General features: G+C 73.3%; 13 protein-coding genes. All 13 read left to right on the top strand.

The annotated features are described in order from the left end of the window. Nucleotides 1-47: 47 nt before the first annotated feature. The 13 genes from ACFWRO_RS07980 to ACFWRO_RS07920 are packed head-to-tail and all read left to right on the top strand — an operon-like array spanning nt 48 to nt 22,501. The gene (locus tag ACFWRO_RS07980; protein WP_384505905.1) at nt 48-1,748 is read left to right on the top strand and encodes a condensation domain-containing protein; all 1,701 of its coding nucleotides are present in this window, start codon (nt 48-50) and stop codon (nt 1,746-1,748) included. Further along, a complete protein-coding gene (locus tag ACFWRO_RS07975; RefSeq protein WP_384505903.1) occupies nt 1,745-5,188 on the top strand; it encodes an amino acid adenylation domain-containing protein in 3,444 nt (1,147 codons plus the stop codon). Before ACFWRO_RS07980 ends, ACFWRO_RS07975 begins: the two co-directional genes overlap by 4 nt. Continuing rightward, nucleotides 5,188-6,426 (top strand): cytochrome P450, encoded by a 1,239-nt coding sequence (locus ACFWRO_RS07970; protein ID WP_384505900.1) that lies wholly within the window; start codon nt 5,188-5,190, stop codon nt 6,424-6,426. Before ACFWRO_RS07975 ends, ACFWRO_RS07970 begins: the two co-directional genes overlap by 1 nt. Nucleotide 6,427: 1 nt before the next feature. Further along, nucleotides 6,428-10,369, top strand: a complete 3,942-nt coding sequence (locus tag ACFWRO_RS07965; RefSeq protein WP_384505897.1) for a type I polyketide synthase — start codon at nt 6,428-6,430, stop codon at nt 10,367-10,369. Then, nucleotides 10,366-11,874 carry an MFS transporter gene (locus tag ACFWRO_RS07960; RefSeq protein ID WP_384505894.1) on the top strand — a complete coding sequence of 503 codons (1,509 nt, stop codon included), beginning with the start codon at nt 10,366-10,368 and terminating at the stop codon, nt 11,872-11,874. The genes ACFWRO_RS07965 and ACFWRO_RS07960 overlap by 4 nt, the downstream gene beginning before the upstream one ends. Beyond that, nucleotides 11,871-13,181 (top strand): cytochrome P450, encoded by a 1,311-nt coding sequence (locus ACFWRO_RS07955; protein WP_384505892.1) that lies wholly within the window; start codon nt 11,871-11,873, stop codon nt 13,179-13,181. Before ACFWRO_RS07960 ends, ACFWRO_RS07955 begins: the two co-directional genes overlap by 4 nt. Nucleotide 13,182: 1 nt before the next feature. Next, on the top strand, nt 13,183-13,935 hold the full coding sequence (locus ACFWRO_RS07950; RefSeq protein ID WP_384505889.1) for a thioesterase II family protein: 753 nt from the start codon (nt 13,183-13,185) through the stop codon (nt 13,933-13,935). Continuing rightward, a complete protein-coding gene (locus ACFWRO_RS07945) occupies nt 13,926-14,750 on the top strand; it encodes an SDR family oxidoreductase (RefSeq protein ID WP_384505886.1) in 825 nt (274 codons plus the stop codon). Before ACFWRO_RS07950 ends, ACFWRO_RS07945 begins: the two co-directional genes overlap by 10 nt. A 56-nt stretch (nt 14,751-14,806) precedes the next feature. After that, a complete protein-coding gene (locus ACFWRO_RS07940; protein ID WP_384505883.1) occupies nt 14,807-17,626 on the top strand; it encodes an amino acid adenylation domain-containing protein in 2,820 nt (939 codons plus the stop codon). After that, nucleotides 17,619-18,374, top strand: coding sequence for a 4'-phosphopantetheinyl transferase family protein (locus ACFWRO_RS07935; RefSeq protein ID WP_384505880.1), 756 nt, complete (start codon nt 17,619-17,621; stop codon nt 18,372-18,374). Before ACFWRO_RS07940 ends, ACFWRO_RS07935 begins: the two co-directional genes overlap by 8 nt. A 9-nt stretch (nt 18,375-18,383) precedes the next feature. Continuing rightward, complete coding sequence (locus ACFWRO_RS07930) at nt 18,384-20,276, top strand: 2-oxoacid:acceptor oxidoreductase subunit alpha (protein ID WP_384505877.1); 1,893 nt, start codon at nt 18,384-18,386, stop codon at nt 20,274-20,276. Continuing rightward, the gene (locus ACFWRO_RS07925; protein WP_384505874.1) at nt 20,269-21,321 is read left to right on the top strand and encodes a 2-oxoacid:ferredoxin oxidoreductase subunit beta; all 1,053 of its coding nucleotides are present in this window, start codon (nt 20,269-20,271) and stop codon (nt 21,319-21,321) included. Before ACFWRO_RS07930 ends, ACFWRO_RS07925 begins: the two co-directional genes overlap by 8 nt. Beyond that, nucleotides 21,314-22,501, top strand: a complete 1,188-nt coding sequence (locus ACFWRO_RS07920; RefSeq protein ID WP_384505872.1) for a threonine aldolase family protein — start codon at nt 21,314-21,316, stop codon at nt 22,499-22,501. Before ACFWRO_RS07925 ends, ACFWRO_RS07920 begins: the two co-directional genes overlap by 8 nt. Nucleotides 22,502-22,514: the final 13 nt, after the last annotated feature.

Genomic DNA, 22,514 nt, shown 5'->3' with positions numbered 1-22,514 from the left:
CGGGCTCCATCCCACTCACCGCCCCCGCGGAATTCGGAGGTCCATTCGTGCTGCCCGCAGCGCCGTACGGTACGTCACCGACCGGACACGTCTGGTATCCGGCCACGAGGGTGCAGCAAGGCATCTGGGTCCTGGACCGGGACGAGCTGCTGCGCCCCACCCAACTGGTCCCCACGGTCGTCGAGTTCACCGGCCCCGTGGACCACGCGGCGCTGGTCTCGGCGGTCGGACGGTCCCTCTCCCGGCACCCCTCGCTCCGCGCCCGCTTCCGGCTCGACGTCAAGCGCCGCCAGGTCGAGTACACGACCGAAGGCCCGCCGGCCGAGCCCGGCTTCCTCGACGCGGAGGCCGAGGGCTGGACCGAGGAGGAGGTCGACAACCTGGTACGGGCCCTGTGCTCCGCGCCGTTCGACCTCGCGAAGGACGCGCCCGCCCGGGCGGAGGTCATGCGCCTCGGGCCCGAGCGCACCCTCCTCGTCCTCAACGTGCACCACATCATCTTCGACGGGGTCTCCCGCGGCATGCTCCTCGACGACATCGTCGGCCTCTACCGGGCCGCCGTCGACGGGGTCGAACCGCTCCTGAGCACCCCACCGCACCCCGCCTCCGTCGTCGCCGGACGCGACCCGGACGCGATCGCCGAGCAGGTCGCCGAGGTCGTCGACCGGCTGCGCGGCGCACCCGCCGAGGTGCGCCTGCCCTTCACCCGTACCGCACCCGACGGCACCGAGGAGTCCCTGCTCGGCGCCACCGTCACCACCTCGCTCGACACGGCGACCACCGCCCGGATCATGGACGTCGCCGCCCGCGAGGGCTGTACGCCCTTCATGGTCGGCGTCGCGCTGCTCGCCGCGACCCTCGCCCGCACCGGGCCCCAGCGGGACTTCCTCATCGCCTTCGCCTGGCCCGGCCGCGACGACCCCGCCACCGCAGAGGTGATCGGGATGTTCATGACGACCGTCGTGCTCCGGGCCACCGTCGAGGCCGAGGACACCTGGCACGACCTGCTCGCCGGCGTACGGATCGGCGGCATGGAGGCCTTCGTCGACAGCGACGTACCCCTCGACGCGGTCTCCGCCGCCCTCAACCCCGACCGCAACGCCCTGTGGCCGCCACTGTCGCCGGTCTTGGTCAACCTCGACGAGGCGCCCCGCTCCCTCGACCTGGTCCCCGGCACCGCCGGCCGGCTGCGCCCGCTCGACCCGATGTTCATCAAGTACGACCTGGCCCTGTTCGTCCGTCTCGAGGACACGCCCGACGGACGGCGGCTCGGGCTCTCCCTCGACTACCCGGTCCATGTGTTCGGCACCGGAGAAGTCCAGGACTTCCTCAACGCTCTGCGGCGCAGCGCCGCGGACCTCGCCACCTTCCCGGAGAATCCCGTGCTCGAAGAGTCCGTACGCCCCGACACCACCGCCCCGGCCGTCGACCTGGACGACCCGGAGGCCCGCCTCGAACTCGTACGTTCCATCTGGCGCGAGGTCCTGGAGACCGACGAGGTCGCCGACGACGTCAGCTTCTTCGAGTCCGGCGGCGACTCGCTGCTCCTGGTCCTCCTCGTGGAGCGCCTCGGCCAGGTCTCCGGCCGCGAGGTCCGCACCATGGACCTGTTCCGCCAGCCCACCGTCGAGGGCCAGGCCGAGCTGATCGCCGCCGCCGCTGCCCCGGCCGCCGCCCCCGGCGCCGGCGGCGACCGCGCCGCGCTCCTCGCCGCCGCCCGCACCCAGTCCACCGGAGCCGCCCGATGACGGCCCGCACGCTGGCCGCCGAGGTCCTCGACCTCCCGGACGGCCCGGACGCCTTCGGCGACGAGAGCTTCATCTCCCTCGGCGGCGACTCGCTGCGCGCCATGCGCCTCGCCGCCGTCCTGCAGGAGAAGCTCGGACTGCGCGTCGCCATCATGGACCTCCTCGGCGAGGCCCCCCTCGGGCAGGTGCTCGACGGCGCCACGCCCGTCGCCCCCGCCGAGACGGCCCCCGCCGAACTGCTCACCGGCAGCGCCGAGCAGGCTCTCACCCCTGCCCAGCGCGGCATGTGGCTGATCGAGCGGGTCGCCGGCGGCTCCCCCTACAACCTCGTCTTCCACTGCTTCACCGAGGGCGCCCGGCTCGACCGCGACCTCCTCACCAAGGCCATCGCCGCCACCGTCGCCCGCCACGAGGGGCTGCGCACCGTCTTCCGCGAGACCGACGACGACGTGGTCCAGGAGATCCTGCCCGCGCACACCCCCGAGCTCGTCGCGCACACCTACGTCGGTCCGGCGGAGGCCTTCGAGAGCCAGGTCCGCCGCGAGGGCGCCGACCTCGGCCGCGAGCCCTTCGACCTGGCGGCCGCCCCCGCCTACCGGTTCGGCCACTGGGCCCCCGCCGCCGCGGAGGACGAGCGCGGCGCCCTCGTCCTCGCCGCGCACCACATGGTCCTCGACGGCTACGCCGTCGGACACCTGCTGCGCGAGATATTCGAGACGTACGCCGAACTCGCCGCCCAGGCCGCCCAGGTCGGCCAGGCCGCGCCCCGCGACCTCGGCACCCCGCTCGCGGCCCTCCGCCACCACCAGGAGGAGGCCCGCGCCCGCGGCGCCTGGGACGAGCAGGCCGCGTTCTGGCGCTCCCACCTCGACGGCGTGCCGTCCGTCCTCGAACTCCCCGCCGACCAGCAGCGCCCCGCCGTCCAGGACGGCGCGGGCGACCGCCTCGGCCTCGATCTCGGTGCCGGCGTCACCGAGCGGGTCGCCGCACAGGCCCGCGCCCTCGGCATCACCCCGTACGCCTTCCTGCTCGGCGCCTTCGGCCTCACCCTGGCCCGCCGCACCGGTGCCCGCCGGCTCCTGGTCGGCGTACCGCTGCTGGGCCGCGGCTCCTCCGAACTGCGCCGGCTCGTCGCCGTCGCGGGCAACCTCGTACCGGTCCGCGTGGACGTGGACGACGACCTCGACGTCGCCGACTACCTGCGCGGGGTGCACCGTTCGCTCGGCGCCGCCATCGACGCCGGCGACCTGCCCTTCGAGGAGCTCGTCGCCCGCCTCGGCGTCGAGCGCAGCCTCGGCTGCCACCCGCTCGTCCAGGTCTGCTTCGGCATGCACGACCAGCTCGTCCCGCGCGAGCTGACCGCCGGACCGCTGCGCGTACGCGTCGAGGAGGGCCACGGCGGCGGCTCGCAGTTCGACCTGACGATGCTCATCGGCCACGCCGACCCGTCGTACGCCGGCCACCTGGAGTACGCGACGAGCGTCTGGCGCCAGGCCGAGGCGGAGGCGTTCGTCGCCGACTACCGCGCCGCCGTCGCCCAGCTCGCCGACGCGCCCGACGCCCGGCTCGAAGACGTCCGGGGCATCTCCGTGGAGAGCCGCGCGCTCCTGGACGAGATCAACGAGAGCGGCCGGGACTTCCCCGTCACCTCCCTCGACGCCCTCTTCCGCGAGGTCGCCGCGCGCGAGCCCGGCGCCGTCGCCGTCCGCGACGCCGCCCACACCCTGACGTACGGTCAGCTCGAAGCGGCCGCCGCCGAGCAGGCCAGGCTGCTGCTCGCCGCGGGTGTACGGCCCGGTGACCGGGTCCTGGTGGGCGTGGACCGCTCGGTCGCCGAGGCCGTCGCCGTCCTCGGTGTGGCCTGGGCGGGCGCCGCGTACGTCGGCATCGACCCCGCGCTGCCCGACAGCCACGTCACGAAGATCCTGGAGCGGGCGAAGCCGACCGTCGCCCTCACCGGACCCGTCGACTCCACCGTCGCCGAGCGCTTCGCCGGCCTGGGCGTCCCCGCCGTCGCCACCTGGGAGGCCGACTGGCGGCCAGGCCCGGCCGACGCCGTGCCCACCTCGCCCGCCGACCCGGCGCGCCTCGCGTACGTCGCCTTCACCTCAGGCTCCACCGGGCAGCCCAAGGGCGTGTGCGTACCGCACCGGGCGGTCATCCGCCTGGTCCACGAGGCCGGTTACGTCCGCCTCGGCGCGGGCGAGCGGATGCTTCGGCTCTCCCCGCTCTCCTTCGACGCCTCCACCCTGGAGCTGTGGGGCGCCCTGCTCACCGGCGCCTCCCTCGAAGTGCACCCGGCGGGCCTCGCCTCGCCGACCGAGCTCGGTGCCTTCCTCCAGGAGCGCGGGGTCACCGTCGCCTGGCTGACCGCCGGACTCTTCCGCCTGGTCGAGGAGTTCGCCCCGGACTCCCTGGGCGGCCTGCGCCAGCTCCTCACCGGCGGCGACGTGGTGCCCCACGAGCACACCGCCCGGCTGCTGGCCCGGCACCCCGGCATCGTCCTCACCAACGGTTACGGTCCGACCGAGAACACCACCTTCACCACCACCCACTCGGTGGCGCGCGTGGAGGACGTCGACGGCCCGCTGCCCATCGGCCGCCCGGTCCCCGGCACCCGCGTGTACGTCCTCGACGCCCGGCGCCGCCAGCTCCCGCCCGGCGCGGTCGGCGAGCTCTACACCAGCGGCGCCGGCCTCGCCGACGGCTACCTCGGCGACGAGCAGGAGACCGCCCGCGTCTTCGGGAACCTCTCCCCGGACGTGCCCGAGCGCCTCTACCGCACCGGCGACCTCGTACGCGTCGACACCAGCGGCCGCGTCCGCTTCCTCGGCCGCGCCGACGACCAGGTCAAACTGCGCGGCTACCGGGTCGAGTTGAGTGCCATCAGCGACGTCCTCGCCGCGCACGCCGAGGTGCAGGACGCCGTGGTGATCGTGACCGACGGCGACGGCGCCGACAAGCGGCTCGTGGCCGCCGTGGTCCTCGCGCCGGGCGCCGCCGTCGACGCGGTGGGCCTGCGCGAACTGCTCGCGGAGAACCTGCCCTCCTACATGGTCCCGAACCTGTGGGCCGTGGTGGACCGGCTGCCGGTGACCGCCAACGGCAAGGTCGACCGGCGTGCGCTCGCCGCCGTGGCGGGCCCGGCGAAGCGGTCGGCCGCCCCGGTGCCCGCGGTGGAGGCGCCCGCCGTCCCGGCACCGGCCGGGGTGGACCTGGAGCGCATCGCCGCACTGTTCGACGGAGTCATCGACGGCGACCCCCTCACCGAGGTCACCGAGGACACCGACTTCTTCATGGTCGGCGGCAACTCCCTCGGCGCCGTACGCCTGATGCGCAAGATCAAGCAGGAGCTGGGCGCGAACGTACGGCTGCGGGACTTCCTGCTGTCGCCCACGCCCGCCGGGCTGAGTGCCCTCATCGAGAAGGCCGCGGACTGATGACCCGTACCGCGGCACCGGTCCCGGCGCCGTCCCTCGCGGACGGCGTCCGGGCGCCGGAGTGGGACGAAGGACTCGACTGCTGGGTCGTCGCCGACCCGCGCCTGGCCCTGCAGGTCCTCAACCACCCCGGCTTCGCCTCAGGGACCTTCGAGCGCTCCTTCCAGCTCTACATGACGGACACGGCCCGCGCCGAGTACCGGGAGCTCACCGAGTTCCTGCGGCTCTGGTTCGTCCAGGCCGACGCCCCCGAGCACATGGCGCTGCGGCGCCCGGTCCAGCGGATGCTCTCCGCCTCGTACGTGCGCCTCCTCGCGCCGCGCATCGAGGAGATCACGGACGAGTGCCTGACCGAACTGGCCGCCGCCGACCGCCCGCAGGACCTCGTGCCGGCCGTGGCCGAGGGCATCTCGGGCAAGGTCATGGCGCACGTCGTCGGCGTCGACGTGCCCCCGCCCGTCCTGCACCGCTGGTCGCGGACCCTGTCGCTGTTCATCGGCGCCATGTACCGCCGCGACCACGCGCTGGCCGCGCACAAGGTGATGGAGGAGATGGCCGAGGCGCTCGCCGGCGCCCGGGCCCTGGAGGGCTTCCCCACCGACACCCCGGAGGACCGGGCCCGGACCACCGCGACCTGGGCCATGTGCCTCTTCGGCGGCCTGGAGACCACGGCCTCGCTGCTCGGCTCCACGGTCCTCACCGCCCTCGGCGACCAGGACCTCTGGGAGACCGTCAAGCGCGACGAGCCGGGCGCGGTCGCCGGCCTCGTCGAGTCGGTGCTCGTCCGCAAGCCGCCGCTGCGGCACCTCGGCCGGGTCGTCGCGTACGACCAGGAGTTCGCGGGGGCGCGGCTGAGCGAGGGGGACCTCGTCCTTGTGAGCCTCACCGGTCAGGGGCCGCTCGACGAGGTCGAGGAGGAAGTCCCGGCAGCCGTCTGTCCGGTGACCGGAGCGGTCGCGGCCGAGTCGCCCGGCGCGGCCTCTGGCGTGGCCCCTGGTTCGACCCCCGCCGCGCTCGCGGACGGGGAGCGGAACCTCGTCTTCGGCCACGGCCCGCACTACTGCGTCGGCGCGCCGCTGGCCCGCCTGGAGGCGGCCGTCCTGCTGCGCCGCCTGGCGGCGCGGTTCCCGGACGCCCGGCTGTCCGAAGAGGCCGCCGTCTGGGGCCCCAACCTCAGCTACGTCGGTCTCGACCACCTGTACGTCGACCTGGGTGTCGACCTGGGAGGAGAGGTCTGACATGTCCCTCGAAGACGCCGTCGCCGTCGTCGGCATGGCCTGCCGACTGCCCGGCGCACGCGATGTCCGCGCCTTCCGCGCCCTGCTCCGCGCGGGCCGGGACGGCATCAGCCGCCCCACCCGCGAGGAGCTGCTCAGGAGCGGTGTGGACCCCGCCTACGCGGGCCAGGAGAACTTCGTACCGGCCATGGGCGTCATCGAGGACTCCCGCCGCTTCGACTGGTCCTTCTTCCGGTACAGCCGCGCGGAGGCGGCGGCGATGGACCCGCAGCAGCGGGTCTTCCTGGAGTGCGCGGCCACCGCCGTCGACGACGCCGGTCTCGATCCCGTACGGTTCCGCGGCCGCGTCGGCGTCTACGCGGGCGCCGACCGCTCGGGCCCCGGCAGGAACGACGCGGCCCTGAGCGAACTGGCCCGGTACATCGGGCGGGAGAAGGACTTCGTCGCCACCCGGGTCGCGTACAAGCTCGGCCTGCGCGGGCCCGCGATCACCGTGCAGACCGCCTGCTCCACCTCGCTGACCGCCGTCCACCTCGCGGTGGGCGCGCTGCGCGGCGGCGAGTGCGACGCGGCCCTCGCGGGCGGCGTCACCGTGATGCCGGCCGGCGAGTGGGGTTACCTGTTCGAGCCCGGCGGGATCCTGGCGCCGGACGGACACTGCCGTCCCTTCGACGCCCGGTCCGCGGGGACCGTGCCCAGCGAGGGCGTGGGCGTGGTCGTGCTCAAGCGGCTCGCCGACGCCCTGCGCGACGGCGACCGGATCGCCGCAGTCATCGCGGGCACCGCCGTCAACAACGACGGCGCGGACAAGATGGCGTACACCGCGCCCTCGGCCGGCGGCCAGAGCGAGGTCATCCGCGCGGCCCTGGACGCGGCCGGGCTCCCCGCCACCGCGATCGGACACGTGGAGGCGCACGGGACGGCGACCCAACTGGGCGACCCCATCGAGGTGCAGGCGCTCACCGAGGTCTTCGGCCCGGCGAGCGGGGGCCTGGAGGCGGACACCGCCTGGTGCGCGCTCGGCGCCGTCAAGGGCAACATCGGGCACACCGGCGCGGCGGCGGGTGTGACGGGCCTGATCAAGACGGCCCTCATGCTGGAGCACCACGAGATCTACCCGACCGCGCACTACACGTCCGCCAACCCGCTTCTTGAGCTGGAGCGTTCGCCGTTCCGCGTGACCGAGTCCCTCGGCCCGTGGGAGCTGCGCGCGGGCCAGGAGCGGCGGGCCGGAGCGGTGAGCTCGTTCGGCGTCGGCGGCACCAACGCGCACGCGGTGCTGACCGAGGCGCCGACGGTCGCGCCGTCGCGCCGGCGCGCCGGGGGGCGCGTCGGCGGACCGCGTCTGCTGCCGCTCTCCGGCTACAGCCCGGCCTCGCTGGCCCGCTTGGACGAGGCGCTGGCGGATCGTTTCGACGGCCCCGAGGCCGATGCTTCCTCCGCACCCGAACTCGACGCGGTGGCATGGACCTTGTCCGGGCGCCGCGTCCACAAGCACCGTCAGGCCGTGGTCGTACGCGACCACGCCCACGCGGCGGAGGCACTGCGCGCGGCGGCCGGGGCGGCGGCGGAACGTCCGGGAACCCCGGGCCGGTTGGGCAAGGTGGCCTTCCTCTTCCCGGGGCAGGGCACCCTCAAGAGCGCCGCGGGCGAGGCCGCGTACCGGCTGCTGCCGGAGTTCCGCGCGGCCTTCGACGAGATCCGCAAGATCGCGTACGACGACTGTGGGGTGGATCTGAACCCGGTGGTCGTCCCGGTCGAGGCGGGTCTTGAGGACGGCGACGCGCGAACGGGCGGCGAGGCACGGGACGCCGCCGGGCCGGTGGCCGACGGCGGCCTTGGGTCGGATGGCGCCGAGTCGGGCGGCTCCGGAGCGGCGGCGGTCGCCGGGTCCGTGGTCTCCGCGCCGGCGGTCGACGGCTCGCTCGGCGTCGGCTCGCTCGGCGACGATTGGTACGCGGACACCGTCCACCAGCAACTCGGGCTCTTCGCACTGGGCTTCGCCTTCGGGCGTCAGCTGGCCGCGTGGGGTGTCACCCCTCACGCCATGCTCGGCAACAGCATCGGCGAGTACGCCGCCGCCGCGCTCGCGGAGGTGTGGAGCCTGCCCGACGCCGTCGGGCTTGTCCACCGGCGGGCCGTGGCGATGCGCGACGCCGAGCCCGGCCGCATGGCCGTGGTCGAGGCGGCCCCCGCCGACGTCGAGGCCCGGCTGCCCGTCGACTCCGGTGTCACCGTCGCCGTACGCGGAAACGGTTCGGCGGTCCTCTCGGGCCCCGAGGCCGCCATGGACTGCCTTCTCGCGGGGGACGCGCTCACCGGACTGCGCGTCACGCCCGTCCACACCCGGCGGGCCTTCCACTCGCCGGCCATGAACTCGGCAGCCGAGGCGGTGCGGGACCATCTGTCGTCGATGCCCGCCCGCCCGCCTCGGCTGCCGTACATCTCCAACACCACGGGCGACTGGGCCGATCCCGAGGCCGTGGTCACCCCCGGCCACTGGGCCGAGCACCTGCGCGAACCGGTCCGGCTCGACGCCGGCACCGCCACGCTGCTGGCCGCCGGCTGCACGACGTACCTGGAGCTGGGCCCCGGCGGCTCGATGACCGGCTCGCTGCGGGTCGCGCCCGGCTGGAACCCGCGCCACCGGACGGTACGGCTCGCCCCGGGCGGCCGGGTCGAGACGGAGGCCGGGCTGCTCGACGCGATCGGCGCCCTCTGGGAGCTCGGCGTGGACCAGGCCCTCGAATCGGTCCTGGAGGCCCGGTACGCCGACCCCGAGGACCGGCCCGTCCGGTGCTCGCTCCCCGCGCACCCGCTCCTGGGCGAGGACCCTGACCCGGCTCCGGACCCGGACTCGGCCCCGGCCCCCGCCCCAGACCCGGAGGCGGGACCTGGCCGGGGCAGGGCGACGACGGGTGCGGTCGCGAAGGCCTCGGTGGCGAAGGCCACCCTGGCCGCCGGAGGTCCGCGCCGAGCCCTCGAAGAGATCTGGCGGCAGACGCTCGGCGTCCCGGCCGTCGGAGACGGGGACGACTTCTTCGTCCTCGGCGGCGAGTCGCTGCTCGCCCTCGCGCTCACGACCGCCGTCCGCGAACGGCTCGGCGCGGAGGTCTCCGTCACCGAGTTCGCCCTGAACGGCACCTTCGCCGGACTCGTCGAACTCGTCGAGCGACGGCTGCCCGGCCGCACCGACCCCGTCACCGCGCTGCCCCCCGGCGTGGCCACCCTGCGGGCAGGCACAGGACGCCCGGTCTTCCTCGTCGCGGACGCCCTCGGAAACGCCCTGCCCTACCGGGAGTTGGCCGCACGGCTCGCTCCCGTGGGCGACCGCCCGGTCCTCGCCCTGGAGCGGCCCGCGTCCCGGGGCGGCACGATCCGCTCCCTCGCCGCCGCGCACGCCCGCACCCTGCTGCGGGCCCAGCCGACGGGGGCGTACACGCTCGGCGGCTGGTCCTTCGGCGCCGTCGTGGCGCAGGAGACCGCCCGGCTGCTCATGGGCCACGGGCGGGAGGTGGACGTACTGGTCTCCCTCGACGGCTACGTCCCCGACACCCGTCCGCTCCCCGTCGCCGCCGCCCCCGACTTCCTGCTCGGCGGGGTACGGGCCGGCCTCGACACCCTGCTCCGCGTCGGCCCGACCGCCGGGCCGTTCCGCCGCGACCCCGAGGCGCGCCGCCGGTTCCTGGCCGGCCAGGCCGCCGTACTGGCCCACCGGCCGGGCCCGGTGGACTGCCCGGCCGTGCTGTTCAAGGCGGACGCGGACCCGGCAGCGGCCGCCCGGCTCGCGCGGCGCCTGGCGGGTCTCTACCCGGCGGGGCTGCGCGTGGTCCCGGTCGCCGGCGACCACTGGTCGATGCTGCGGGCCCCGTACGTCGACGAACTCGCCGCCCGCCTCGACGAAGTACTCACAGAGGAACCCAAGGAGAGGAAGGACTCATGACGGTCTCGCAGACACCGCCCGGCAGTACGGCGGACATGGCGACGGAGTCGCCGGACGAACAGGAGCTGCGGGAGCAGACGAAGGGGGAGACCAGGGAGGAGACCAAGGGGGCGACCAAGGAGCAGACCAAGGAGAAGCAGGAGCCCGCCGAGAAGCCGCTCCTGAAGAACCGCGACTTCCAGGCACTCTGGACCAGCGAGGCGTTCGCCGCGCTCGCCAAGGAGACCGCGGAGGTGGCGTACCCGCTGCTCATCCTGGCCTCCTCCGGTTCCGCCTTCTACGCGGGCGCGGTCGGCTCGGCGCAGCTCATCACCGCCAGCCTGATGTCCATCCCCGGCGGCACGCTCGCCGACCGGGTGGACCGCCGGCTCCTCATGATCATCTGCAACCTGGTCCGGGTCGTCCTGCTCGGCGTCTTCAGCCTGCTGATCTTCGCCGACCAGACCCACCCCGTCCTGGTCTTCGCCGTCGCGGTCGGCTCGGCCGCCTGCCTCGGCATCTCCAACCCCACCGGACTCGCCGCCATCAAGCAGCTCGTCCCGCCCTCCCAGCTCACCCAGGCCACCGCCCAGAACCAGATCCGCTACTTCGCGGCGACCATGGGCGGCCCGCCCGTCGGCGGCGCGCTGTTCGGCGTGGCGCGCGCGTTCCCGTTCCTGAGCGCCTCGATCGGCTTCCTCGTCTCCACCGTCCTGCTGCTCTTCATCCGCAAGCCGATGAAGGTCGAGCAGATCAGCCCGGGGGAGAAGCGCAACACCGCCGAGGGCTTCAAGATCCTGGCCAACCAGCCGGTCCTGCGGCTGCTGATCGTCTGGATCATGGGCTCGAACATGGCGTTCACCCACTCCGGCGTCTTCCTCGCCCTGATCGCCACCGCCGAGAGCCGGGGGGCCTCCGCGAGCTTCACCGGCATGCTGCTCTCCATCGCCGGCATCGGCGGACTGGTCGGCTCGCTCGTCGCGGGACCCGTCATCAAGAAGGTCGCCCCGGCGAAGCTCTTCCTGGCCGCCGCCTGGATCGGGCCCGTGGCCGCGATCCTGCTCGCCAACGTCTCCGGGCTCATCCCGCTCGGCATCATCGTCGCCTGCGTGTTCCTGCGCGGCCCCATCACCAGCGCGCTCTTCCTCGCCTACCTCGCGGCGATGGTGCCCGACAAGGCGCAGGGCCGGGTCCTCGGCGCGGTGATGTTCATGTCGATGATCGCCGCCCCGGTCGGTGTGTTCGTCATCGGCACCGTCTTCGACACGGCAGGACCGGTCTGGGTGTTCACCATCATGGCCGTCGTCTCCGGCCTGGCCGCCCTGCCCACCCTCAGCCCGCGCATCCGCAACCTCGCGCCCCCGGAGGCGTACGCGGACACGGCACAGCCCGATACGGCACCGACAGCAGACACAGCGCCGGCCGCCGACGCGTCGGCCGCCGACGCGCCCGCCTCCGACAACAGCCGCTCCGACAACAACCGCTCCGACACCAAGCGTTCCGACAAGGAAGGAGAAACCCGATGACCACCGAGCTGCCCCGCACCACGGACCAGCTGCCCCCCGAGTTCTTCACCGCCCCCGAGGGCAACGACCTCCACACCCCCAACGCCAAGCTGCGTGCCAGCGGTTGCCCGGTCCACGCGATCAACTACCCGGTGGGCGGCGAGGGTTACGTCGTCGCCGACTACGAGACCACGCTCAAGGCCTTCAGCGACCCGCGCCTGTCGAAGCAGATCGACAACGCCCCCGCCTGGTTCCGGGACCTCGTCAAGGACGCCAGTCCCGTACTGATCCGCAACATGCTCACCGCCGACCCGCCGGAGCACACCCGGCTGCGCAAGCTCGTCAGCCGGGCCTTCGTACCGCGCCGGATGGAGCTGCTCCGCCCGCGCATCCAGGAGATCACCGACGAGCTCATCGACGACCTGCCCGAGCACGGCGAAGCGAACCTGATGGAGTTCGCCTTCTCCCTGCCGATGCGCGTCATCTGCGAGTTCCTCGGCGTCCCGGTCGACGACCGGCCGCAGCTGCACAGCTGGGGCAACTGGCTCAGCGGCGCCCCGTACCCGGACGCCGAGTCCAACGAGAAGCTCAAGGACGCCAGCGAGAACATCGAGCGCTACCTGCTCGACCTGCTCGCCGACCGGCGCGCCGACCTCGGCGACGACCTGGTCAGCATCCTGCTGCGGGCCGCCGACGAGGAGGGCCGCTTCACCAACGACGAGCTCGTCTCCACCCTCGTCCTGCTGATCATCGCCGGTCACAAGACCACCGCCAACCTCATCGGCAACGGCGTCCAGGCCCTGCTCACCCACCCCGACCAGCTCGAACTGCTCCGCTCCCGGCCCGATCTGGCCGGCTCGGCGGTCGAGGAGTTCCTGCGCTTCGAGTCCCCCGTCTACCGGGGCACCCTGCGGGTCGCCGCCGAGGACATGGAGATCGGCGGCTGCCCGATCCCCAAGGAGGCATTCGTCCACCTCCTCATGGGCTCCGCCAACCGTGACCCCGAGGCCTTCGAGGACCCGGACCGGCTCGACATCACCCGCTCCGCCAACCGCCACCTCGCCTTCGGCCAGGGCCCGCACTTCTGCGTCGGCGCGCCGCTCTCCCGGGTCGAGGGCCAGATAGCGTTCACGACCCTGCTGCGCCGCCTGCCCGGCCTGCGCCTGGCCGTGCCCGCCGATGAGCTGGAGTGGCTCTTCGACAACTCCACCAGCCGTGGCCTGGTGAGGCTGCCGGTCACCTACGACGTCCGCCTGCCGGCCGACGCGCCCGAGCCCGAGCCCGAGCCCGGGTCCACCGCCGCCGCCGACCAGACCGGGGAACACTGACATGTCCGACCGCACCGCCCTCGTCTGCCTGCCCTTCGCCGGCGCCGGAGCCTCGTTCTACCGCCCCTGGCAGCGCCACGCCGAGCCCCTCGGCCTCGACGTCCTGCCGCTCCAGCTCCCGGGCCGTGAACGCCTCATCGACGAGGAGCCGTTCCGCGACGCGCACGCCGCCGCCGCCGCCCTCCACGCCGACCTTCTGACCGCTCTGGCCGCCCTGCCCGCTGAGGCCGGCCCGCGCCGCGTCGCCCTCTTCGGCCACAGCCTCGGCGCGGTCCTCGCGTACGAGCTGGCCCGCCGGCTCGCGTCCACCCCGGACGTCCAGCTCGTACGGCTCTTCGCCAGCGGCTCCCCGCACCCGGCCGAGCCGCGCGCCGCCCGCGCCACGGGCCTCGACGACGACGCGTTCCTGGCGCGCGTCAACGAGTTCGCCGGCTACGCGGACGAGGCCCTGGACGACCCCGAGCTGCGCGAGCTGGTCCTGCCCACGCTCCGCGCCGACGTGGAGATGCACGAGTCGTACGTACCCTCCGACGACCGGAGCCTGACGGTCCCGGTCACCACCCTGCGCGGAACGGCCGACACCCTCGTCCGCCGCTCCGAGGCCGAGGCCTGGGACCGGACCACGGACGCCGGGCACCGCCACGTCGAGCTGGACGGCGGCCACATGTACCTCACCGAGTCGGCGCCCGAACTGCTCCGGATCGTCGCCGAGGAGCTGGCGACCTCGGCCGAGGGGGCGGAACTGTGCGTCTGACCGGCAAGACCGTCCTCGTCACCGGCGCCGCCCGGGGCCTCGGCCGGGCCACCGCCGTCGCCTGCGCCGCCGAGGGCGCCGACCTCGCGCTGCTCGACCTCTGCGAGGACCTCGACGGCGTGCCGTACCCGCTGGGGACGCGTGGCCAGTTGGAACACACCGCCACCCTCTGCCGCAAGAACGGCGCCGCAGTCCTCACCGCCGCCTGCGACGTACGCGACCTGTCCTCCGTGGAGGCCGCCGTGGCCCTCGCCGTGGACCGCTTCGGCCAGATCGACGCCGCCGTCAACAACGCGGGGATCGCGGCCCCTTCGGGCCGTCCCGCGCACGAGATCGGCGAGGACGAGTGGGCGCTGATGATCGACGTCGACCTGTCAGGGGCCTGGCGGGTGATCCGTACGGTCGCCGGGGCGATGAGCGCCCGCCGCTCCGGCTCCATCGTCAACATCTCCTCGACGGCCGGCCTGGTCGGCTACCGGCACTTCGCCGGCTACGTCGCCGCCAAGCACGGCCTGATCGGACTGACGAAGGCCGCCGCGCTCGACTACGCGCCCACCAAGGTCCGGGTCAACGCCGTCTGCCCCGGCTCCGTGCGCGACGACCCGACCGCCGAGGGCCGGATGCTCGCCGAGATCGCCCGCGCCCTGGAGGTGGAGGTGGGCGAGCACGAGCAGACGTTCACCGAGGCGCAGCCGATGAACGCCCTGATCGAGCCCGAGGACGTGGCCGCCGCCGTCGTCTACCTCGTCTCGGACGACGCCCGCCAGGTGACGGGCTCCGTAGTGACCGTGGACGGCGGGTTCACCGCGCGCTGACCTGCGCGGGACCAGCAGTTGTGACCGTTGTGAGAGTTGAGAGGGAGGACACCCCCATGGTGGGTGAGCGTTGCCACGCCCTACGGGTCCGGCTGAGCAGTCGGGTGACCGCCGCCGAGCTGACGGCTCGCCTGGGCGCGGCGGGCCCCTGGCGGCTGTGGGTGGAGGACGTCGCGGCCGGTTCCGACGAGCCGGTGGCCCTGCGCCGCCGACGGACCGAGCTGAACCGGCCGACCCCGGCCGTACGGTGCGTGCTGCTGCGCCACGAGGACGGAGTCGAGGACCTGATCCTCGTCGCCGACCGCTCGGTACTAGACCGGGACGCCCTCACCCGCCTGGCCGTCGGCCTGGTCGACGGGGCGGTGGCGGCCCACGGGGGCACGGCTGCCGCCGGTGCCTTGGGCGTGGGGTCAGCGGGCCCCGGTGCGATGCCGACGGAGGCCGGACCGTCCACCGGCGAGCGCACGGGGCTCGTGGGCCGACCGGCCCACGCCGCCTCGGAAGCCGCTTCCACCCCTCTCGCCGTCGGCACCGGCCCGGCGCCGGACTGGGGCGGCGGTACGAGCGGAGCCACCGCCTGGGAGACCCGCTCCCTCGACCTGCCCGCCGGGGCCCACCCGGCCGCGCTGCGCGCCGCCCTCGCCCTCACCCTGCACCGCTACGAGGGCCACGGCGCCACCGGCGACATCACGCTCGCCACCGACCTGCGCGGAGCACTCGCCCACGCGATCCCGGCGGACGCCACGCTCGCCTCGCTGCTCGCCGCCGTACCGTCGCCGACCGACCGCCCGGTGACCGTGGGCCTGCTCGAACCGGCCGTGGGGGAGGGGCCGTTGCCGTACGCGGGGGAGTACCTGCCCTGCCTCGCACCGCCGTTCCCGCTCACGGTCACGGTGCTGCCGGGGACGGGAGAGGGCGGCGGCCGCCTCTGGGCCGCGTACCGCCGTAGTCACTTCTCTCCCGAGATCGCCGACGCCTTCCTGATCCATCTCGCCCATGTCCTGCGCCAGTTCGGCGAGACCCCGGCCCTCCAAGCCGACGACGCCGAGCTCCTGGACGCCGCCGAGCGCGAGCGCGTCGCCGCGCTCGGCCGACCGGACGCCGTCCTCACCGGCATCCCGGAGCGGCTCACCGATGCCTTCGCGCGGGTGGCCGCCGCCCGCCCGGACGCCCCGGCGGTCGGCGACGGCACGACGACCCTCACGTACCGCGAACTCGACGGCCTGGCCGACCGGTTGGCCCGTGGCCTCGTGGCGCGCGGGGTCGCGCCCGGCGACCGGGTCGGCATCTGCCTGGAGCGCACCAACGAGATCGTCGCGGCCATGCTCGGCGTCCTCAAGGCGGGCGCCGCGTACGTCCCCACCGACCCGGCCTACCCTGCCGACCGCCTCGCCCACACCGCGCAGGACGCGGGCCTGGAGTTGGTGATCACCCGGCACGCGGAGTACCCGGCCGATGCTGGCACGCCCGTCACCCCGGACGACCTCCTGACGAGCGCACCGGACCAGACGGTGGAACTCCCGCGGATGGGAGGCCCGGACGACCCCGCCTACGTCATCTACACCTCCGGCTCCACCGGCCGGCCCAAGGGCGTCGTCGTCCCGCACCGCAACGTCGGTGCGCTCATCGACGCGACCCGCGAGGAGTACGGCCTCGGCCCGGACGACGTGTGGACGTTCTTCCACTCCGGCGCGTTCGACTTCTCCGTCTGGGAGATCTGGGGCTGCCTGCTGACCGGCGGTCGGCTCGTGGTCGTCCCGTACGCCGTCTCCCGCGAGCCCGAGGAGTTCCGCGACCTGCTGCGGCGCGAGGGCGTCACCGTCCTCAGCCAGACGCCGTCCGCCTTCTCCCAGCTCCTGGAGACCGACCACGCGGCGCTCGCCGTACGCCTCGTCGTCTTCGGCGGCGAGCCGCTGGACGCCCGCATGCTGCTGCGCTGGTTCGACCGGCACCCCGAGGACGAGTGCCGCATGGTCAACATGTTCGGCATCACCGAGACCACCGTGCACGTCACCGCGCAGACGCTGACCCGCGAACTGGCCCTCGCGGGCTCGAAGTCCGTCGGCCCGGCGCTGCCCGGCTGGCACCTGTACGTGACCGACGCGCGCGGCCGGCTCGTCCCGCCCGGCGTGACGGGCGAGATCCGCGTCGGCGGCGCGGGCGTGGCCCTCGGCTACCTGGGACAGCCCGAACTCACGGCCGCCCGCTTCACCACCGACCCGTACGCGGAGGGCCGCCAGTACCACAGCGGCGACCTCGGCCGGCTGCGCCCCGACGGCACCCTCGAACACCTGGGGCGCATCGACAGCCAGGTGAAGATCCGGGGCTTCCGCATCGAGCTGGACGAGATCCGCTCCGTACTCCTGGAGGACCCCGACGTCCGCGCGGCGGCCGTGGTGGTCCGCCGCGACGACCCGTCCGACCCGGCGACCGCCCGCCTCGACGCGTACGTCGTCCCGGCGGACCTCGACGCCGCGGGGGTACGGAAGCGGGCCGCGACCGTCCTGCCCGCGTACATGCTCCCGGCGACCGTCACCCCGCTCGACTCCCTGCCGCTGACCACCAACGGGAAGCTGGACGCGGCACGGCTGCCGGAGCCGACGCGGACGGCGACGCCCCCGCCGGCCGCGGTGCAGCCGGCGGGGGAGGGCTCGGCGGCGGGCAAGGCGGCGGTGCTCCAGGAGGTCTGGTCGGCGATGCTCGGAACACCGGTCGGCCTGGACGACGACTTCTTCGAGCTCGGCGGCAACTCCCTGCTCGCGGTGCGGATCAGCGCCGCACTGCGCGGTCGCGGACTGCCCGCCGTACCGCTGCGGGACCTGTTCCGCACGCCCACGATCCGCGAACTCGCCGGGGCGGGCGGGGTCGATGGCTGAGACCCTCGGCGTACCCCGTACCCGTTCCCTCTTCCCCACCCTCCACATTCCGGAGAACGCCCTTCCGGAGCCGGGCCGGCCGCCGAGGGGCGGCGAGGTGGCCCTGTGGTGGCTGGACACGGACCGGGAGATCGTCGGCGGCCACCCGGTGGCGGCCGAGGAGACGCCCCTGAGCCCCGAGGAACGGGACCGGTCGGCCCGCCTGCGCCGCCCCGGCGACCGGCACCGCTACCGGGCCGCCCACATCGGGCTGCGCCTCGTCCTCGGCGGGTACACGGGGCTCGCCCCCGAGGTCCTGGGCCTGGTCCGCGAGGACTGCCCATGCTGCGGCGCGCCGCACGGGCGGCCCGCCCTGGCAGGCGGCGGCCCGCACTTCTCGCTCTCGCACAGCGACGGCCTCGCCCTGATCGCCGTCTCGGGGGCCCGGGTGGGCGCCGACGTCGAGGGCGTCCCGCGCCCGGCCATCACCGACGAGCTCCTCCCCTCCCTGCACCCGCGCGAGCAGAGCGCCCTGCGCGCCCTGCCGGACGCGGCCCGCCCCGGCGCGCTGGCCCGGGTGTGGACGCGCAAGGAGGCGTACCTGAAGGCGACGGGCGTCGGCCTCGCGTACGGCGTCGCCGATCCGTACGTGGGCGTCTCCGAAGTCCCCGCCGAACTGGCCGACTTCGCCGTGCACGACGTACCGACGCCTCTGCCTTCGTACGCGGCGGCCATCGCCCTCGCCACGGCTCTTCCTCTCCTCCCCTAAGGACAACCCATGACGGATTCCGGTCTGTTGAGCGAGCGGGCACCGACCCGCAAAGAGGTGCACAAGCTCGATCGGGTGATCATTCGGTTCGCCGGTGACTCCGGTGACGGTATGCAGCTGACGGGTGACAGGTTCACCTCGGAGACGGCGTCGTTCGGGAACGACCTGTCGACGCTGCCGAACTTCCCGGCCGAGATCAGGGCTCCTGCCGGGACGCTGCCGGGTGTCTCCTCGTTCCAGTTGCATTTCGCCGATCACGACATCCTGACCCCGGGCGATGCTCCGAACGTGCTGGTCGCGATGAACCCGGCCGCGTTGAAGGCCAACATCGACGACGTGCCGCGTGGCAGCGAGATCATCGTGAACACGGACGAGTTCGCCAAGCGGGCGATGGCGAAGGTCGGCTACGAGACGTCCCCTTTGGAGGACGGTTCGCTGGACGCGTACCGGGTTCATCCGGTGCCGCTCACGACGTTGACGATCGAGGCGTTGAAGGACTTCGGGCTCTCCCGCAAGGAGGCCGAGCGGTCGAAGAACATGTTCGCGCTGGGGCTGCTGTCGTGGATGTACCACCGGCCGACGGAGGGTACGGAGAGGTTCCTGCGGCAGAAGTTCGCGAAGAAGCCGCAGATCGCCGAGGCCAACATCGTGGCCTTCCGGGCGGGCTGGAACTTCGGCGAGACCACGGAGAGCTTCGCGGCCTCGTACGAAGTCGCTCCGGCCACGAAGGCGTTCCCGACCGGGACGTACCGCAATATCAACGGCAACCTCGCCCTGTCGTACGGGCTCGTGGCGGCGGGGCAGCAGGCCGATCTGCCGCTCTACCTGGGCTCGTACCCGATCACTCCGGCCTCCGACATCCTGCACGAGCTGAGCCGGCACAAGAACTTCGGTGTGCGTACGTTCCAGGCCGAGGACGAGATCGCGGGTATCGGCGCGGCGCTGGGTGCGGCCTTCGGTGGCTCGCTCGCCGTCACCACCACGTCGGGGCCTGGTGTGGCGTTGAAGTCGGAGACGATCGGGCTCGCGGTCTCGCTCGAGCTGCCGCTGCTGATCGTGGACATCCAGCGCGGCGGGCCTTCGACCGGGCTTCCGACCAAGACCGAGCAGGCGGACCTGCTGCAGGCGATGTACGGCCGTAACGGCGAAGCCCCCGTACCGGTCGTGGCGCCGAGGACGCCGGCGGACTGTTTCGACGCGGCGATCGAGGCCGCACGGATCGCGCTCACCTACCGCACCCCGGTCTTCCTGCTCTCCGACGGCTACCTCGCCAACGGCTCCGAGCCCTGGCGGATCCCGGACGTGCAGGAACTCCCCGACCTGCGGGTCCAGTTCGCCACCGGACCCAACCACGAACTCGCCGACGGCACCGAAGTCTTCTGGCCCTACAAGCGCGACCCCCAGACCCTCGCCCGCCCCTGGGCCGTCCCCGGCACCCCCGGCCTCGAACACCGCATCGGCGGCATTGAGAAGCAGGACGGCACCGGCAACATCAGCTACGACCCGGCCAACCACGAACTCATGGTCCGCACCCGCCAGGCCAAGATCGACGGCATCGAAGTCCCCGACATCGAGGTCGACGACCCCAGCGGCGCCAAGACCCTGGTCCTCGGCTGGGGCTCCACCTACGGACCCATCACCGCCGCCGTCCGCCGACTGCGGTCCGTCGGCGTGCCGATCGCGCAGGCCCATCTGAGGCACCTCAACCCCTTCCCGAGGAACCTCGGGGAACTGCTGAAGCGGTACGAGAAGGTCGTCGTACCGGAGATGAACCTCGGTCAGCTCGCCCTGATGATCAGGGCCAAGTACCTGGTCGACGCCCACTCGTACACCCAGGTCAACGGCATGCCCTTCAAGGCGGAACAGCTCGCGACGGTTCTCAAGGAGGCCATCCATGGCTGACACCCTGCTGTCCCTTGTCCCGAAGGCCGAAGCGGCGCAGTCGATGAAGGACTTCAAGTCCGACCAAGAGGTGCGCTGGTGCCCCGGGTGCGGCGACTACGCCGTCCTGGCCGCGGTGCAGGGGTTCATGCCGGAACTGGGCCTGGCGAAGGAGAACATCGTCTTCGTCTCCGGCATCGGCTGCTCCTCCCGCTTCCCGTACTACATGAACACCTACGGGATGCACTCCATCCACGGCCGCGCCCCCGCCATCGCCACCGGCCTCGCCACCTCCCGCCGTGACCTGTCCGTCTGGGTCGTCACCGGCGACGGCGACGCCCTCTCCATCGGCGGCAACCACCTCATCCACGCCCTGCGCCGCAACGTCAACCTCAAGATCCTCCTCTTCAACAACCGCATCTACGGCCTCACCAAGGGCCAGTACTCCCCCACCAGCGAACTCGGCAAAATCACCAAATCCACCCCCATGGGCTCCCTGGACGCACCCTTCAACCCGGTCTCCCTCGCCCTGGGCGCCGAAGCCTCGTTCGTGGCACGGACCGTCGACTCCGACCGCAAACACCTCACCGAGGTCCTCCGCCAGGCCGCCGACCACCCCGGCACCGCCCTCGTCGAGATCTACCAGAACTGCAACATCTTCAACGACGGCGCCTTCGAAGTCCTCAAAGACAAACAACAAGCGGAAGAAGCCGTCATCCGCCTCGAACACGGCCACCCCATCCGCTTCGGCACCGACGGCCGCAAGGGCGTCGTCCGCGACACCCTCACCGGCGACCTCAAGGTCGTCGAAGTCACCGAGGAGACCCAGTCACAACTCCTCGTCCACGACGCCCACGCCACCTCACCCACCACCGCGTTCGCACTCTCCCGCCTCGCCGACCCCGACACCCTCCACCAAACCCCCATCGGCGTCTTCCGCTCCGTCCAACGCCCCGTCTACGACACCCTCATGGCCGACCAACTCGACACCGCCATCGAGCAGCACGGCAAGGGCGACCTCGCACAACTCCTCGCGGGGAATGACACCTGGACGCGCGATGAGTGAGCCCGGTGACGAGGTCTCCGCCGGCCGGAACTCCGCCGGCCGGAACTCCCTCGGCCGGGCCTCCCTCGGCCGGAACTTCCTGAGCGACAACACCGCCGGCGCGTCCCCCGAGGTGGCGCAGGCGGTCGCCGAGGCGCTGGCCGGGCACTCCCTGCCGTACGGCGCCGACCCGTACACGGACTCTGTCCGGCGCCGCCTCAGGGACGTCTTCGAGCGGGACCTCGACGTCTTCCTGGTCTCCTCGGGGACCGCCGCCAACGGCCTCGCCCTGTCGGCCCTCGCCCGCCCCTGGGGAAGCGTCCTGTGTCACACAGGGAGCCATGTGCACAACGACGAGTGCGGTGCCGCCGAGTTCTTCACGGGCGGTTCCAAGGTCGTCACCGTCCCCGGCGCCGACAGCAAGGTCGACCCCGAGGCGCTGCTGCGCGAGATACGGAGGCGTGCGGGCGACCGGCACAGCGTCCAGCCCTCGGCCCTCACGCTCAGCCAGGGCACGGAGACCGGTGGTGTGTACACCGTCGAGGAGATCCGCACCCTGTGCCTGATTGCCAAGGCCTCCGGTCTTGGCGTGCACATGGACGGCGCGCGCTTCGCCAACGCGGTCGGTCGGCTCGGCGTCAGCCCGGCGGAGTTGAGCTGGAAGGCCGGCATCGACGTGCTGTCGTTCGGCACGACCAAGAACGGCACGATGACCGCGGACGCGATCATCTCCTTCGAGCCGTCCCTCTCCGCCGAACTGGCCGCCCGCGTGAAGCGCGCCGGGCAGCTCGCCGCCAAGGCGCGCTTCCACGCCGCGCAGCTCGACGCGTACCTCACCGACGGCCTCTGGCTGCGCAACGCCGACCGTGCGAACGCTCTCGCCGCACGTCTCCGGGACGGCCTGAGCGGCGTACCGGGCGTCGAACTGCCCGGCGCGGAGCCGCAGATGAACATGGTCTTCTGCGGTCTTGCTCCCGACACCATCAAGGGTCTGCTCGCCGACGGCTACGCCTTCTACCACGACCGTTGGGAGCCGGGCGTCGTCCGGTTCGTGACGTCGTTCGCGCACTCCGCCGAGGACGTCGACGCCCTGCTGTCCGCGATCCGCCGCCACACCGCCGAGCCGGCCTCGGCACCCCCGAGGCCGACCGTCCCGCACCCCCGTGACCGGTCGTCACGGCACCACTGCGTCCGCGAATGAACCAGGCGGCGCC

Origin of the sequence: Streptomyces sp. NPDC058579, assembly GCF_042718575.1 — a bacterium.
In the GTDB taxonomy this organism is placed as follows: Bacteria; Actinomycetota; Actinomycetes; order Streptomycetales; family Streptomycetaceae; genus Streptomyces.
The sequence above is the reverse complement of the archived record's forward strand: the minus strand, read 5'-3'. Positions and strand labels throughout refer to the sequence as shown.